We start from the raw sequence: 13,952 nt of genomic DNA, 5'->3' as shown, positions 1-13,952 counted from the left end.
TAACAGTCGCGAGCGGCCCCCATCCAGTCACGGCGCCGACAAGTGTGACCCCCATCGACAGCCGGTTACCCTTTGTTACTTCGGCGGCGAGCGGGGTTACCGCCCGTGAGAGCCGGATCCCGCTTTGGTGTCGGTTAATGGGCTAGAGAAGAGCAACCAGCACAGTGGCAACGGCGCCTGTCAGCAGCAGGGCTATGCCTCTGCCGGCCGGGCCGTGCAGCTTGTTCCACATCAGCAAACTGGTGAGCGCCAGCAGCAACATGGCCAGCGCCGCCAGATCGCCGAACAGCTGCCAGGAGAGGCCGGTACCCATGCCGCGATGCAGCCGGTTCAGGCTGGCGGCGAAGTTGGCCTGCTGCAATTCGGTGCGAACCAACAGGGTCCCCTCCACATAGCTGGCAGCCACGCTCTGGCTGAGGGTGACGCCGCGCATCTCCCAGCGGGCCGGCAGTGTGAGAGGGCCAGCCGGGGTGGGCAGGGTCTGGGCCGGTGTGATCATGGCGCGTCCCTCGCCAAAGCCCTCCGGATAGCGCTGTTGCAGCAGGGTTTTCAGCTCGTCCGGGCTTGCCAGCGGCGCGCTCAGCCCTATCTCCTCGCTCGACTTGTCGGTATGGGGGCCGGGAATGGGGAGCACGGCCCTGTGTTGCAGCCACAGGCCGGTCAGGCCGTAGAGCAGCATCAGGGTGAGGGTGGCAAAGCCGGCCCAGGCATGGATGCGGCGCACCCATTTGTTGTTGTGAAGAGGGAGTTTTTTGCGTTTCATATTTTGCGCTTCATAAAAATCTGGCCAGCAATCGCTGGCCAGGGGTCATCTGTGATGAAAAGAAGATCAGAAACGGTAGGCTGCGCTCAGATTCAGCTGGCGGGGCGTGCCCGGCAGGATCTGGGAGGCACTGGTGGCGCTGACGAAGTAGTCGTGGTCGGTCAGGTTCTCGGCGCTCAGCTGGGCTTCCCACTGCTGCCAGCGGTAGCCTGCGCGGGCATCGAAGCGGGCATAGCCGGGCAAAATGGTGGTGTTGGCGTTGTCGGCGAAGCGATCGCCTACCGCAGTCACGCCGGTTTCGCCGAACCAACCCTGCTGGCCGCTCTCATAGCCGGCAAACAGCTGGCCGTTCTGGCGGGAGACGTTCATCGGTCGCTTGCCCTGCAGATCCGCATCCGCCTTGACCTGCTCGGCATCCTGGATGGCGATGCCGCCGCGCAGGTAGAGTTCGTCGGTCAGCTGGGCGCGGGCACTCAGCTCTATGCCATTTGTGCGTTGCAGGCCGGTGAGGGTCACCTTGGTGGGATCCAGCGGGTCCTTGCTGCGCTTGTTGTACATCTCCAACCGATAGAGAGAGAGGGTGGTCGCCAGGCGGCCATCCAGCCAGTCGCTCTTCACGCCCCCCTCATACAGCCGGGTGTTCTGAGGATCCAGAGCGTTGTTCTTGTCCCCCGGTGTGATGCCGATAAGCTCCCCGCCCACCGGTGTGAAGGTCTTGCTGTAGGAGGTGTAGAAGGCGTGATCCTCGAGGGGATTCCACACCAGCCCCAGCCGTGGGCTCAGGCTGGTGACCGAAAGGGTCTCTTCCTTGTTGAGGTCGTTGCGGCGGCTGGTGACGGTGAAGTCGTCGCGGCGCAAGCCGCCTACCAGATGCCAGTCACCCAGGCTGAGTTGATCCTGCAGATAGAGGCCGTAACCGCGCACCTTGTGGTTGGCGTCGCTGGATAACTTCATGGCGCCATCATAGGTGGGCAGTGAGCCGGGGTCGTAAAGATTGCCGGCCGGGATAGGGCTGGCGTTCTGGTAGAGCTTGGGAGTGCGCTCCTGCCAGTTCTGCTCGAACCCGATCAGCAGGCGATGCTCAACGGGGCCTGTTTGCAGCTGGCCTTCGGCCTCTGTGTTGCTGATCAGGCTGTTGGCCTTGAGATCCTGCTGCCAGCGGGCACGGGTGACCTGATCCCCTTTGACGCTGGTGACATAGGTGTTGTCGAACTGGCTGTCGAGGGTGCTGTAGCCCAGCTGCTGGCGCAGTTGCCACTGATCGTTGAGATCCCAGGAGAGGCGGGAGCGAGTGGATTGCGCCACGTCGTCGATAAAGTCGCGGCGAGTGTCGCTGTAGACATATTCCTTCGGCACGTCGGCCGGACGGCCATTGACGCCGGGAATGCCGCGATCCGGGGTGCGGTCGTGGGCATTGCGCTCGTACTGTACCAGCCAGTTCAGCTTGTCGCTGATCTCCCAGTTGGCGGAGGGGGCCAGCAGGGTGCGCTTGCTGGTCACGTCGTTGCGAAAACTGTCCTTGTCTTCCTGTGCCAGGTTGAGGCGCAGCTGCACCCGTTCACCCGCCTCGGCATTGAGGTCGGCGGCCACGCGCCTGGTATCGAAACTGCCAACCAGGGCGGTGACGCTGGACTCCTGCCCCTTCTGCGGTTTCTTGCTGACCCGGTTGATGATGCCACCCGTGCTGCCACGGCCGTACAGCACCGCCGCCGGGCCCTTGAGCACCTCGACCCTCTCTATGTTGCCGAGATCCCGGGTGTACTGCATGTCATCGCGAAAGCCGTCCAGATAGAAGTCATTGCTGGCACTGAAGCCACGGATATTGACGCTATCGAAGCGGGTGTCACCGCTGGCGTTGACCCCGGGAATACCGGTCAGGGCCTCGCTCAGGGTGGGTTGGCCGAAGGCGGTCAGTTCGCTGGCCTTGACGCTGTCGATCGCCTGGGGAACAAGCTTGGCCGGGGTGTTGGTGCGGGTCGCGGTGGCGACCTCTTCATGCTGGCTGCGTTTGCCGACGACCGTCATGGTCTCGTCTTCGGCGCGGGCGCCGGCACTCAGGGCCAGCAGAGCAACGCCCAGCAGGGCGCGTGGGTGATTCGGTGTGTACATGTTGCGTGTTGACTCTTGAGGAAGCGACCTGATGGTCTGAACTTATTGATTTATTTATAATTATTGGTTTCTCTCATTTGAGAGGATGCTAATGATATTGATTTTCATTAGCTCTGCAACATAAAGATGTGATGCAAATATGCAGGGGGATCGGATGGAGCGCACATGACGTCAGGCCCGTGTGGCTGGACGAGTGACAGGGGGTTGAGGGTATGGGCAGAAAAGTCCGGTGCTATGGCGCCAGTTGCTTGCCCAGCACCAGTCGCGGAGCCGGATCCAGTGGTATCTCTTGCAGCGGCGTGCCCTGCAAGTGGCGGTGGATGATGCTGGCCGTCATCCGTCCCAGGGTGTCATAGCTGCTGATGGTGCTGACGGTACAGTCGTGTTGGACAAACTGCTCGGCGCTGCAGATGGTGGGGATGCCCGCCTCGTTGAGGGCGGCCAGCAGTTCGGGGGCGATGGAGAGCAGATAGCTGTCGGCGGCAAGGAAGACGATGCTCTGTTTCGCATCTTGCTGCAGGCGCTTGAGCTCGTTTGTGAGCCGCCGTTTGTCCGGTGCTATGCGCCAGGTCGTGAGGTCCCACTGGTAGCGCTTGGCCTCACGCAGCAGCAGTTCAGCGGTAAGCAAGGTGTTCTGCTCGCGCGGGTTGAAGGGCAGCAGCAGCCCCTTGCTGTTGGGCAGATGTTTGCAGGCGTTGGCGAGCTGGAGTGCCATGGGTACCAGGTTGCTGGAGCCAGCCACCATGGGGTTGTCGTTTCGCTCTTCTGACAGGATCCCGGCCCCGACAGGGTCAGAGACGATATTGAAAATCAGCGGCTTGCGCTCACCGATCAGACTTTTGACCATGGTGGTGGCCGTGGTCCCGAAGCTGTAGATATAGTCGTATTGGGCGAGGGAGGGCAGCAGTTGCTGGCGCAGCAGTGTCGCCAGGGCAGAGCGATCCTGATTGGCGTTGAAGGTGATGAAGCTGGGGTTGTATCCCAGCCGGATCAGTTCGGCACGAAAGCCCCGCTCGGCATCGGTTTCACCGCGCCACAGCACCATGGCGATGGTCAGCGCCTGAACGGGAAGGGTGAACAACAGGCAGCAGCAGACAAGCAGGCGTAACAGCATGGTGATCTCCTCTTCATGGTTCTGTTGAGCCTAGGTCATGGCTGGATGCCGGGTTGACAGGGGGCCACAAAAAAACGCGCCGGCATAAGCCAGCGCGTTGTTTTTCTTGCTGAAAACCCGACTTAGAAGTCGTAACGGGCCGCCAGCTGGAAGTCATCCTTGTTGGCGGTTGCTTTACCGGCAACACTGTCCAGGTTGTTGATGCGGTACTCGCCGATGACGCGCAGGTTCTTGTTGAACTTGTACTGGGCGCCCAGGGTGTAGTAATCCAGATTGTCTTTCTTGGTACCCGCCTTGTCCTGTTCCTGCTTGTTCCACAGTGCCATCAGGCCGAAACCGTTCTCGAAGTTGTAACCGAGCGCAGCTTCCCAACCTGTGTGGTCGGTGCCAGTGGCCAGGAAGTCGGTGCCGTCGGCATAGCTCAGGGCGGCATAGACTGCCTTGTTGTCGTATTTGGCGGAGATGAGCCACAGCTTGGCATCTTCTTCACCGCTCTTGTCACGGATCCCCACGTTGTAGGCGGTACCCAGTGCCAGGTCGAACGGGAAGGTGTAAGCCACGGCGGCACCGTAGGCGGCATCGCTGTCCTTGCTGGTGGTCTCTTCGGTATCACCGCCATCAAACTTGTAGCTGGTGTCTATCTGGAAGCCATTGAACAGACCCGAGTACTTCAGCACTGAACCGGCACGGTTGGTGGCGAAGGTGTCGGTCTTGGCGCCGAGGGCTTCGTTGCCATAGCCATCGGAGAGGGAGACGTCAGTCCAGTCGGCCAGGAAGCCGGGGGCTCCCTTCTGGCGACCGAAGGTGATGTTGCCCCAGTCTGCGCCCACACCGGCGAACGCCAGGCGGGTACGCAGGTTGTCCGAGTTGTCGCTGATGGTTTTCTCGCTGTCATTGATGTACATCTGCACTTCGTACTGGGCCAGCGCCTTCAGTTGGCTGTTTATCTGGCTATCTACCTTGGCGCCGAAGCGGACAAACTGGTTTGCACCCTGCTTGGCACTGTAGTCATGAGTGCCATTCGGGTTTGCAGTGTCGACCCCTTCCTTCTTGTCACCGAAGAAATGGCCAGCGTAGATACGTCCATACAAATCCACCATCGTGGTGTCGTTTTTGTACACTTCAACGGCCTGAGCCTGGAAGGCCGCGGTGAGAGCCAGTGCCACTACAGTCAGCTTTTTCATCTTGATCCCTTGTTGCAAGCTTTTGTTTTAAAAGACGGGGCCATGCTAGGCAGGGGGAATGACGGCGGGGTGACAATCCCGTTAAGTGTCGATGGCGGTTTGATGTCAGTTTGGTGACGGTCCGGGATTTGTGTGACCATCCGCCACTTTTGCGCGCAAAGGTTTGCCCTTGTGATAGAATGCCGCCCGTTTTCGAGCTCCAAAGGTTGGATATGCGATGAGACGTGAACTGGCAATCGAGTTTTCCCGAGTGACGGAAGCGGCTGCACTGGCTGGCTACAAGTGGCTCGGACGTGGTGACAAGAATATCGCCGATGGGGCGGCCGTAGCGGCCATGCGCCATATCCTCAATCAGATCCAGATCGATGGTGAGATTGTGATCGGTGAAGGTGAAATCGACGAAGCCCCCATGCTCTACATAGGCGAGAAGGTGGGGACCGGGCTGGGTGATGCCGTGGATATCGCGGTCGATCCTATCGAGGGTACCCGCATGACCGCCATGGGCCAGGCCAACGCCTTGGCCGTGCTGGCGGTCGGCGACAAGGGTTCCTTCCTCAAGGCGCCCGACATGTACATGGAAAAACTGATCGTGGGTCCCAAGGCCAAGGGGGCCATCGACCTGGATCAGGCCCTCGAGCTGAACCTCAAGGCCGTGGCCAAGGCGCTGGGCAAGCCGCTCTCCCGCCTGACCGTGATCACCCTGGCCAAGCCGCGTCACGACAAGGCAATCAAGGAGATGCAGGGACTGGGCGTGCGGGTGTTTGCCATTCCCGATGGCGACGTGGCAGCCTCCATCCTCACCTGTCTGCCGGACAGCGAAGTCGACATGCTGTATGGCATCGGCGGCGCGCCGGAAGGGGTGATCTCGGCGGCGGTGATCCGTGCGCTGGATGGTGACATGCAGGCTCGCCTGATGCCCCGTCATCAGGTCAAGGGCGACAGCCCGGAAGTGCGTGCGCTGGGCGAGCAGGAAATTGCTCGCTGCGTGGAGCTTGGCATCGATGTGACCAAGGTGCTCAAGCTGGAAGATCTGGCCAAGAATGACAATGTCATCTTCTCGGCGACCGGCATCACCAAGGGTGATCTGCTGGACGGCATCACCAGCGATGGTGTCATGGCGACCACAGAGACCCTGTTGATCCGTGGCAAGTCGCGGACGATTCGCCGCATCAAGTCGATCCACTTCCTGGAGCGCAAAGACAGCGTGGTGCGCGACATCATTCTGTGATGCGCTGACGCTGCTGTTGAAAAAGCCCGACGGCTGTTGCCGTCGGGCTTTTTGTTGTCTGGGAGGCCGCTATTTCAGGGAGCGCCTGTATAAGGCTAAGGGAAATCACGGCTCTTTGCTAGACTGGTTCGCCACGCACAGGAAAGCGTTACATGGAATGTCGTCAAGGTTGTGGTGCCTGCTGCATCGCCCCCAGTATCAGCAGTGCCATCCCGGGTATGCCCGCCGGCAAGCCGGCCGGTGTGCCCTGCGTACAGCTAGACATGCAGCTGGGTTGCAAGATCTTCGACCAGCCTGATCGGCCGGCGGTTTGCGGTGGTTTTCGGCCCATGCAGGATGTGTGCGGCTTTCATCGGGAAGAGGCCATCTGGCTCATCGGTGAGCTGGAGCGACAGACGGCATAAACCGGCCGCGGCGTAAAATCAGAGCAGATCAGAAAAAAGAGAGGCCGCAATCGCGGCCTCTCTTTTTTGGTGGTATCCGTCAGTGGCAGCCGGGTCAGACGTCGGCCAGCGCCAGGGCCTGACGATAATACTCGTTGGCCTTGTTGGTGAGCCGGCGCTTGTCCATTACCTGGCCAAGGGCGTGGTACATGGCGGCGCTAGGTGTCTTCGCCACTTCCTGTTCCAGCAGGCGCTGGGCTTGGTCCAGTTGACCCGCCAGCAGATAGACCTGGGCCAGGGCTGCCTCGACACCCGGTTGATCCTGTATCTTCTGCAACAGGGTCAGCACCGGCTGGTAGCTCTCCAGCTTGAGTTTGGGCAGGCGAGCCAGCAACTGGGGGGATACCTGCTTGCGCAGCGCGTCCAGCCAGAGTTCGGCGGCTTCGCTGTCGGCGCCGAGCTCACGCAGGCGATCGCCGTAGGCGGCCAGCAGATCCGGATCCTGGCGCAGCTTGCGGGGCAGACCCTGCCAGACAGGGCGCAGGGTTTCGAGGGCGTCACTGGCAGCCTTGAGCCGACCGGTCCAGGCCCGATGCAGCAAATCTTCTTCCTGTTTGGGGGTCAGCTTGCCCACCTTGTGCAGCACGGGGATCAGGTCGATGATGGCCGCCCAGTCCTCGCGCGCCAGATGTACCTGACGCAGCTGATCCAGCACCATGGGATGGCGCGGGTTGAGGGCGTAGACGGATTCCAGCATGGCCAGCGCAGTGTCGTACTGGCCCTGCTCAATTTGCAGCTGGGTCTGGGTCAAGGTCAGTGCCAGCTCGGCCTTGGGGTTCTCCTCCTGCGCTTTTTGCAGGTATTGATCCCGGCGCACGTCGTCGCCACGGGCCTGGGCGGCCTTGGCGGCACTCAGGTAGTTGAGCAGCGGGGTATCGCTGTTGCTGGCGCCCTTGAGCATCAGCTTCTCGGCCTGGCTGTAGTGACCTTCGGCCATGGCCAGTGTCGCTGCCACCGTCTGCTGGTTGGCCTTGCGGCGCCGGCGTGAACCGTACCAGCCCAGTGTCTTGCGGCGCAGACCGAATACCCTGCCCAGTAGCCATTCGATGACAAGCAGGGCGCCGTAGAACAGCACGGCCAGGATCACGGCACTGGTGACAGAGGACTCTACCGTGTAGTTACCCAGGGCGATCAGCACATACCCCTTGTTGCCGGATGCTTCAGGGCCAAACATCAGCCCGGCTATCATCACGGCCACCAGAACAATCAGACGAATCATGGTGCCCTCCTCAGTTGCTGGCCAGAATGCGTTGCAGGCGCTCGGTCAGCACCTCTTCCAGCATGGCTTGGGTCTTGAAGCGATCCGGATAGGTGAACTGGATCTGCTCGCTCTTGAGCTTGTCCAGCTCGGACTGCATGTAGTGAGTGGCGCTGTTGTCGGTATCGAAATACTGGGTCAGCCAGCGCTGTGCCTTCTCCAGGCTGTCGTCATACAGTGCCTGCTGCTCGCGGTAGACGGCGAGCTGGGCTTGCAGCAGCTTGGTCTTGAGGTTTTCGCGCAGGAAGATCTCCTGCTGCGGGGAGAGCAGGGCTTCCACGGCGCCATCGCGGCGACGTATGGTGATGAAGTTCTCGGTGAACTTGACCCAGTTCTTCTTCAGGTTGCTTTCCCACTCGTCCGGATTGGTGCTGACGGCTTGATCCGGCTCGGTCTTGGCTTCCGGCATGCTGACGGTGGAGAGGGGCAACAGCTCTATCTGGTCAGAGAGGGCGGCCAGTTTCAGAGTCAATCCTTCACGGTCGATGCGCGGCATCCCCTTGAGCTGGGCTATGTCTTCCGCCAGCGCCTTGCGAATGGGCATCAGGCTGGGATCGTTGAGCGCCTTGATCCGCTCGTCGGCATTGCCAAGCAAGGTAATGGCGGAGATGAGGTCATGTTCCAGCCACAACTTGCGGCCCGCCATGCGTACCAGGTATTCGGATTCGGCCAGCATCCAGTCGTTGGGACGCTTGTCGTTGAGATCCAGCACCCGATTCTGCAGACCCTTGAGCTCTTCTTGCAGTTGCTGCTGGGTTTTGCCCAGCGCACTCAGTTGCTCGCTATCCTTGCTGTTGCTCTGATCCAGCTTGTTCATGGCCTCGGCCAGTTGCTGCTTGAGCTGATCCAGTTCCCCCTGCTGGGCCACGGCGCTCTGGTGGCCATGCAGGTAGAGACCGCCAGTCAGGCCGAGGGCCAGCAGTATGGCAACGCCACCCAGCAGAACGCCGGAGCGGCTCTTGCCGCCATTGACCACGGCGGTCGGCTGGGGCTTGACCTGGGATTCTTGTTGTTCAGTCATTCCATCTTCCTCAGTTCCAGAGCGGCCGTCAGGGCCTGGTTGGATGCACCCTGGGCAATCGTGATATGGGTAAAGCCCGCCATCTTGGCCATGTCGGCCACGCGGGGGCTGGGCACCACCAAGAGGCGGTCATAAAGCCAGGGCTGCTGCTGGCCTGGCACCAGCTCCAGCAGCCGTTGCAACAGTTCACCACTGGTAATGAGCAGGCTGTCGAGCCCGGCTGCCTGCCAATGGCGAGTCAATGTGTCCCCGTCGAGTTCGGGGTAGTGGCGCTCATAGGCCGCACAATAGTGCACCAGAGCACCGCGTGAGGCCAGCGTCCGGGCGATAAGATCCCGGCCCCCGTTGCCTCTGAGTATCAATACCCGCTTGCCGCTCACCTGTTGCAGGGCGGGCAGGGCCAGCAGCCCTTCGCTACGGGGATCGTCAGGGCAGCTCGCCTCTATACCGACGTCGGCGAAGGCATCCGCGCTGGCCTGGCCGACCGCAAAGTAGTCAATACTTGGCCAGGTCTGACCAGTTTGCAACAGAAAATGATGAGTGAAATGAACTGCATGCACGCTGACTGCGATGACGATGTCAGCCTGGGGCAGCAGTTCGGGCAGGCGGGGGAGTTCGCTGCCCGCTGCCGTTTCAAGCAGTGGACAGCAGAGCGGTGCGTGGCCGTGCTGGCGCAGCAGTTGCACCAGCTCGGCGGCCTGAGCGGCCGGGCGCACCACCAGGGGTATCATGCCCGGTAGACCTCGGCCAGGATAACGTCGGCACCAGCCGCCAGCAGACGCTGGGCCAGGGTGTGACCGAGGGCCTCACCGTCTGCCAGCGGACCGCGGATCTCGTCGTGGATCACCTGACTGCCATCCGGGCTGCCCACCAGACCGCGCAACCAGACCTCATCCCCCTGTACCAGAGCGTAGGCGCCAATAGGGACCTGACAGCCCCCTTGCAGGGCGCGGTTCATGGCTCGCTCGGTCAGCACCCGTATCCGGGTCTCGGCGTGCTCCAGCGGTGCCAACAGGGTGTGCAGCTCGTGATCGTCGAGGCGGCATTCGATGCCGACCGCACCCTGACCGTTGGCAGGCAGGCTCTGCTCCGGCTCGATGAAGGCGGTGATGCGATGTGCCATCTCCAGACGCTTCAGGCCGGCGGCGGCAAGAATGATGGCGTCATATTCACCGGCATCCAGCTTGGCGAGACGGGTATTGACGTTGCCACGCAGGTCGCGGATCACCAGATCCGGGCGGGCGGCCCGCAGTTGACACTGACGGCGCAGGCTGGAGGTGCCGACCACGGCGCCCTGCGGCAGTGCTTCTATCTGGCTGAAACGGTTGGAAACGAAGGCATCGCGCGGATCTTCGCGCTCACAGATGGTGTGCAGGCCCAGCCCTTCCGGGAACTCCACCGGCACATCCTTCATGGAGTGGACGGCGATGTCGGCGCGGCCCTCCAGCATGGCGGTTTCCAGCTCCTTGACGAACAACCCCTTGCCACCCACTTTGGCGAGAGGGGTATCCAGGATCTTGTCACCCTGAGTGCTCATGGGCACCAGCTCGACCTGCAACTCGGGGTACAGGGCTTCCAGCCGGTCTTTGACGAAGTTGGCCTGCCACAGGGCCAATGGGCTCTTGCGAGTGGCAATTTTCAGGGTTCGGGCTGCCATATCAATCAGTTGTTTCATCTTTAGAAGGAAAACGATCTTACCACCCTTTGCAGGGGCTTTCATGGCGCAGCCAGCAAAAGCGGGGCCAAGCTCAAAAAGGGCTGCTGAAAATGATTTTCATTAAGGTGAATTAATTTATTAACTACATGAAATTATTAATTTTTATTGCTTTCCATTGATACTGTTTAGTGGCTTGTCAGAAATAATCCGGTGATTCAGTGCGGGCTTGTTTACCACCGCTGTTTGCATTGTTAACATGATCACACTTTTTTGACGTCTCCCCGTTTTGGTGCGTCATTTCTTACCTTGGTATAGGCAGGGCATTGCTGGTAAAACTCGATACGCTGGTGGCGCGCTACGACGAACTCAATCGTCTCAAGACGCAACGGGCGTTAGGTCTCATGAGTCGCTATGGGCAGCAGGTCTTCCAACTGCTGCCTGTCATGCTGCACTTCAATCATCCCCTGTTGCCCGGTTATGTGGCAGGTGATGTGCCCCACGGCATCTGGAGTTTTACCGCCAACGAGGCCCAGCAGGCCTTCATCCAGGATCTGTGCCAGAACGCCAACTGCCAGAACGGCCTCACTACCCATGACAAGTCGATCCAGGGGCTCTACTCCATGGGCAGCACTTCGTCCATTGGTCAGTGCTGCCACTCGGATCTCGACATCTGGGTCTGCCACGTGGCCGGTTTGTCGCAGGCGCGGCTCGAGTTGCTGGATCTCAAGTGTCAGCAACTTTCCAAGTGGGCCGAGCAGCGGGGGGTGGATCTCAACTTCTTCCTGATCCCCGAAGACAAGTTCCGCCAGTGCAACGACGCCCAGATGCAGGGAGAGAGCTGTGGCAGCGCCCAGCACCTGCTGCTGCTCGACGAGTTCTACCTCAGTGCCATGCTGATCGCGGGCAAGCGCCTGCTCTGGTATCTGGTGCCTGCCGAGTATGACGATCACTACGACGAGTATGTGGACAGCCTGTTTGCGGATGGCAAGCTGAGCCAGGATGACTGGCTCGATCTGGGTGGGTTCAACCGGATTCCGGCCGAGGAGTACTTCGGTTCCGCCTTGTGGCAGCTCTATAAGGGCATCGACTCCCCTTACAAAGCCGTGCTCAAGTCGGTGCTGATGGAGGCTTACTCTCACGAGTATCCCAACACCCGTCTGCTGTCGGTCACCAGTCGCGACTGGTTCCAGCACAACGATGGCATGCACTACCGGCTCGACAACTATTGTCTGATGCTGGACAAGGTGACCAACTACCTCAAGTCCATTGGTGACATGCAGCGCCTCGATCTGGTGCGCCGCTGCTTCTATCTGAAAGTGTGTGACGGCCTCAGCCATCCGAAGGAGGAGCACTCCCCGGCCTGGCGCCGCGAACAGATGACCCAGCTGGTCTCCTACTGGGGCTGGAGCCCGGAGCGGCTCCACCATCTGGATCACCGCCAGGAGTGGAAGGTCGAAGACGTCAAGGTGGCCCACGCCGAGTTGCTGGAAGCCCTGATGCAGAGCTATCGCAACCTGATCCAGTTTGCCCGGCGCAACAACATCAGCGAGTCCATCAATCCGGAAGACATAGGCATACTGTCACGCAAGCTCTATGCCGCGTTCGAGAGCCTGCCGGGCAAAGTGCAGCGCATCAATCTGACCATAGCGCCGGATCTGAGCGAGCAGGATCTCAGCCTGGTGCAGGTCCCTCATGGTCGCCTCAACCGTGCAGGCTGGTATCTCTACAAGCATTCACTGGATCCGGTGGACATCATTGGCCGGGCGCCGCTCGAATATAACGGCTACATCAGCAAGCTGGTCTCCTGGGCCTACTTCAACGGCCTGCTGACGCCCCAGTCCCGGGTGCACCTGTTCAATCAGGGCTCGGATCTGCACATCGACAATCTGCACCAGTTCTGCCGCGACCTGTCCGGTACCTTCCCGGTCAAGTATCCCCGCGCCACCAACCTGGCCCTCAGCCGTCCGTGCGAGATCCGTCAGCTCTCCATTTTCCTCAACCTGGAGACGGACCCGACCAGCCACTGGATGGGTCAGGTGATCGAGTTCGACGCCAATGCTGCCGATGTGTTCTCGTTCGGTCGCAATCAGGAGTGTCTGGTGGGCTCGGTGGATCTGGTCTATCGCAACTCCTGGAGCGAGATCCGTACCCTGCACTTCCAGGGCGATGAAGCCGTGGTGGATGCTCTCACCACCATTCTCGGCAAGATGCATCAGGATGCGGCGGCTCCCGAGATGATCGAAGTGTTCTGTTACAGCCAGCACTTCCGCTCTCTGATTCGGACCCGCTTCCAGCAACTGGTGGCCGAGTGCATCGAGTTGCGTCTTGCCCGTGACAAGTTGCAACTGGTCAAGACGCTGGCGCTGGGCCGCGAGAAGTACGGCATCTTCTTCGAACGGCGCGGCGTGTCGGTCAAGAAGCTGGAAAACGCCATCGACTTCTACCGCCATATTTCCCACAACAAGCTGGATCACCTGCCGCTGCGGCTCGACAAGACCCACAGCCAGCATCTGCCCGACATAGTCGATGCCTACGCCAGTGAAGGGCTGGTGCAGTTCTTCTTTGATACCCGGGATGCGGGCACCAACATCTATATTCTGGATGAGGCGAACCGGGTGGAGATCTACCAGCATTTTGCCGGCAACAAGAATGAGCTGGTGCAGGGGGTGAACCGTTTCTATGCCTCCAGTCACGAGCGTTTCAGCGATGCGGGCCAGTTCAGCAACTTCAACTTGCCCCAGTACTACGAGATAGTGCAGATCAACGGCGAGCTGGAGGTGATCCCCTACCGCAGTCAGGGGCAGATGCGTGACAACGCCAGTCCGGCCCACGAGCTGGGGTCTGCCACTGGCTAGCTCATGTGGCCCGGCGAAGGGTCGCAAGGGAGGCAGGCAGCCTCAAGAACATCCTCGAACAAATCGAATATAAAGCGGCCTGCAGAAGCAGGCCGCTGTTTTATCCGTCGTGAACCCGATCAGGCACTGAGGCGGGCCAGCAGCCAGTGACCGATGTCATCCAGCTGGGGGCGGCAGATCTCGTGGCGCATCGGGTATTCGTGCCACTCTAAATAGCTGTTCCGAATAGGAGATCACCGGATGAAGGGAACTCAGTCCAGTTTGTGCGATCTCATTAGGCGCCAAAAAAAACAAGCCACAACAAAAGGACTGAGTTGATG

11 protein-coding genes and 1 pseudogene are annotated in these 13,952 nt (G+C 60.3%); 3 read left to right on the top strand and 9 right to left on the bottom strand.

All coding sequences use genetic code 11. From position 1 onward, the window contains the following. Positions 1 to 142: 142 nt before the first annotated feature. From AXW79_RS10430 to AXW79_RS10415, 4 genes are all read right to left on the bottom strand, one after another. Positions 143 to 763, bottom strand: coding sequence for a PepSY-associated TM helix domain-containing protein (locus AXW79_RS10430; RefSeq protein WP_005316221.1), 621 nt, complete (start codon positions 761 to 763; stop codon positions 143 to 145). A 66-nt stretch (positions 764 to 829) separates the two neighbouring features. Further along, a complete protein-coding gene (locus tag AXW79_RS10425; protein WP_005316218.1) occupies positions 830 to 2,872 on the bottom strand; it encodes a TonB-dependent receptor in 2,043 nt (680 codons plus the stop codon). A gap of 232 nt (positions 2,873 to 3,104) precedes the next feature. Further along, complete coding sequence (locus AXW79_RS10420) at positions 3,105 to 3,986, bottom strand: ABC transporter substrate-binding protein (protein ID WP_005316214.1); 882 nt, start codon at positions 3,984 to 3,986, stop codon at positions 3,105 to 3,107. Positions 3,987 to 4,108: 122 nt separating this feature from the next. After that, on the bottom strand, positions 4,109 to 5,170 hold the full coding sequence (locus tag AXW79_RS10415; RefSeq protein WP_005316211.1) for a porin: 1,062 nt from the start codon (positions 5,168 to 5,170) through the stop codon (positions 4,109 to 4,111). A 217-nt stretch (positions 5,171 to 5,387) separates the two neighbouring features. Between AXW79_RS10415 and glpX the strand changes: the two genes are divergently transcribed. Beyond that, positions 5,388 to 6,398 carry a class II fructose-bisphosphatase gene (gene glpX, locus AXW79_RS10410; RefSeq protein WP_005316208.1) on the top strand — a complete coding sequence of 337 codons (1,011 nt, stop codon included), beginning with the start codon at positions 5,388 to 5,390 and terminating at the stop codon, positions 6,396 to 6,398. A 152-nt stretch (positions 6,399 to 6,550) separates the two neighbouring features. Next, positions 6,551 to 6,802, top strand: a complete 252-nt coding sequence (locus AXW79_RS10405; RefSeq protein WP_005316205.1) for a YkgJ family cysteine cluster protein — start codon at positions 6,551 to 6,553, stop codon at positions 6,800 to 6,802. Positions 6,803 to 6,896: 94 nt separating this feature from the next. Here AXW79_RS10405 and AXW79_RS10400 read toward each other — a convergent pair whose 3' ends face one another. From AXW79_RS10400 to hemC, 4 genes are read right to left on the bottom strand one after another with little or no spacing between them, the layout of a single operon-like run. Next, a complete protein-coding gene (locus AXW79_RS10400; RefSeq protein WP_005316202.1) occupies positions 6,897 to 8,060 on the bottom strand; it encodes a heme biosynthesis HemY N-terminal domain-containing protein in 1,164 nt (387 codons plus the stop codon). A 10-nt stretch (positions 8,061 to 8,070) separates the two neighbouring features. Next, positions 8,071 to 9,120 carry a uroporphyrinogen-III C-methyltransferase gene (locus AXW79_RS10395; protein ID WP_005316199.1) on the bottom strand — a complete coding sequence of 350 codons (1,050 nt, stop codon included), beginning with the start codon at positions 9,118 to 9,120 and terminating at the stop codon, positions 8,071 to 8,073. Then, entirely contained in the window at positions 9,117 to 9,851 is a 735-nt protein-coding gene (locus tag AXW79_RS10390; RefSeq protein WP_005316196.1) for a uroporphyrinogen-III synthase, read from the bottom strand. Before AXW79_RS10390 ends, AXW79_RS10395 begins: the two co-directional genes overlap by 4 nt. After that, positions 9,848 to 10,777, bottom strand: a complete 930-nt coding sequence (gene hemC, locus AXW79_RS10385; protein ID WP_005316194.1) for a hydroxymethylbilane synthase — start codon at positions 10,775 to 10,777, stop codon at positions 9,848 to 9,850. The genes AXW79_RS10390 and hemC overlap by 4 nt, the downstream gene beginning before the upstream one ends. 323 nt (positions 10,778 to 11,100) lie before the next feature. Between hemC and AXW79_RS10380 the strand changes: the two genes are divergently transcribed. Beyond that, positions 11,101 to 13,632, top strand: coding sequence for a class I adenylate cyclase (locus AXW79_RS10380; protein ID WP_005316190.1), 2,532 nt, complete (start codon positions 11,101 to 11,103; stop codon positions 13,630 to 13,632). Between the two features lie 119 nt (positions 13,633 to 13,751). Here the strand turns inward: AXW79_RS10380 and AXW79_RS22865 are convergent. Further along, positions 13,752 to 13,841 (bottom strand): annotated as a pseudogene (locus AXW79_RS22865) (carboxylesterase); the annotation flags it as partial. Between the last annotated feature and the right edge of the window lie 111 nt (positions 13,842 to 13,952).

The organism is Aeromonas salmonicida subsp. salmonicida (assembly GCF_001643305.1).
Classification (GTDB): Bacteria; Pseudomonadota; Gammaproteobacteria; order Enterobacterales; family Aeromonadaceae; genus Aeromonas; species Aeromonas salmonicida.
This window is presented reverse-complemented; position numbering and strand designations above follow the sequence as displayed.

What these genes read in the sequence shown, in the direction of transcription:
- AXW79_RS10430 (WP_005316221.1), bottom strand. Translation starts at nt 763, where the DNA reads ATGAAACGCAAAAAACTCCCTCTTCACAACAACAAATGGGTGCGCCGC.
- AXW79_RS10425 (WP_005316218.1), bottom strand. Translation starts at nt 2,872, where the DNA reads ATGTACACACCGAATCACCCACGCGCCCTGCTGGGCGTTGCTCTGCTG.
- AXW79_RS10420 (WP_005316214.1), bottom strand. Translation starts at nt 3,986, where the DNA reads ATGCTGTTACGCCTGCTTGTCTGCTGCTGCCTGTTGTTCACCCTTCCC.
- AXW79_RS10415 (WP_005316211.1), bottom strand. Translation starts at nt 5,170, where the DNA reads ATGAAAAAGCTGACTGTAGTGGCACTGGCTCTCACCGCGGCCTTCCAG.
- glpX (WP_005316208.1), top strand. Translation starts at nt 5,388, where the DNA reads ATGAGACGTGAACTGGCAATCGAGTTTTCCCGAGTGACGGAAGCGGCT.
- AXW79_RS10405 (WP_005316205.1), top strand. Translation starts at nt 6,551, where the DNA reads ATGGAATGTCGTCAAGGTTGTGGTGCCTGCTGCATCGCCCCCAGTATC.
- AXW79_RS10400 (WP_005316202.1), bottom strand. Translation starts at nt 8,060, where the DNA reads ATGATTCGTCTGATTGTTCTGGTGGCCGTGATGATAGCCGGGCTGATG.
- AXW79_RS10395 (WP_005316199.1), bottom strand. Translation starts at nt 9,120, where the DNA reads ATGACTGAACAACAAGAATCCCAGGTCAAGCCCCAGCCGACCGCCGTG.
- AXW79_RS10390 (WP_005316196.1), bottom strand. Translation starts at nt 9,851, where the DNA reads ATGATACCCCTGGTGGTGCGCCCGGCCGCTCAGGCCGCCGAGCTGGTG.
- hemC (WP_005316194.1), bottom strand. Translation starts at nt 10,777, where the DNA reads ATGGCAGCCCGAACCCTGAAAATTGCCACTCGCAAGAGCCCATTGGCC.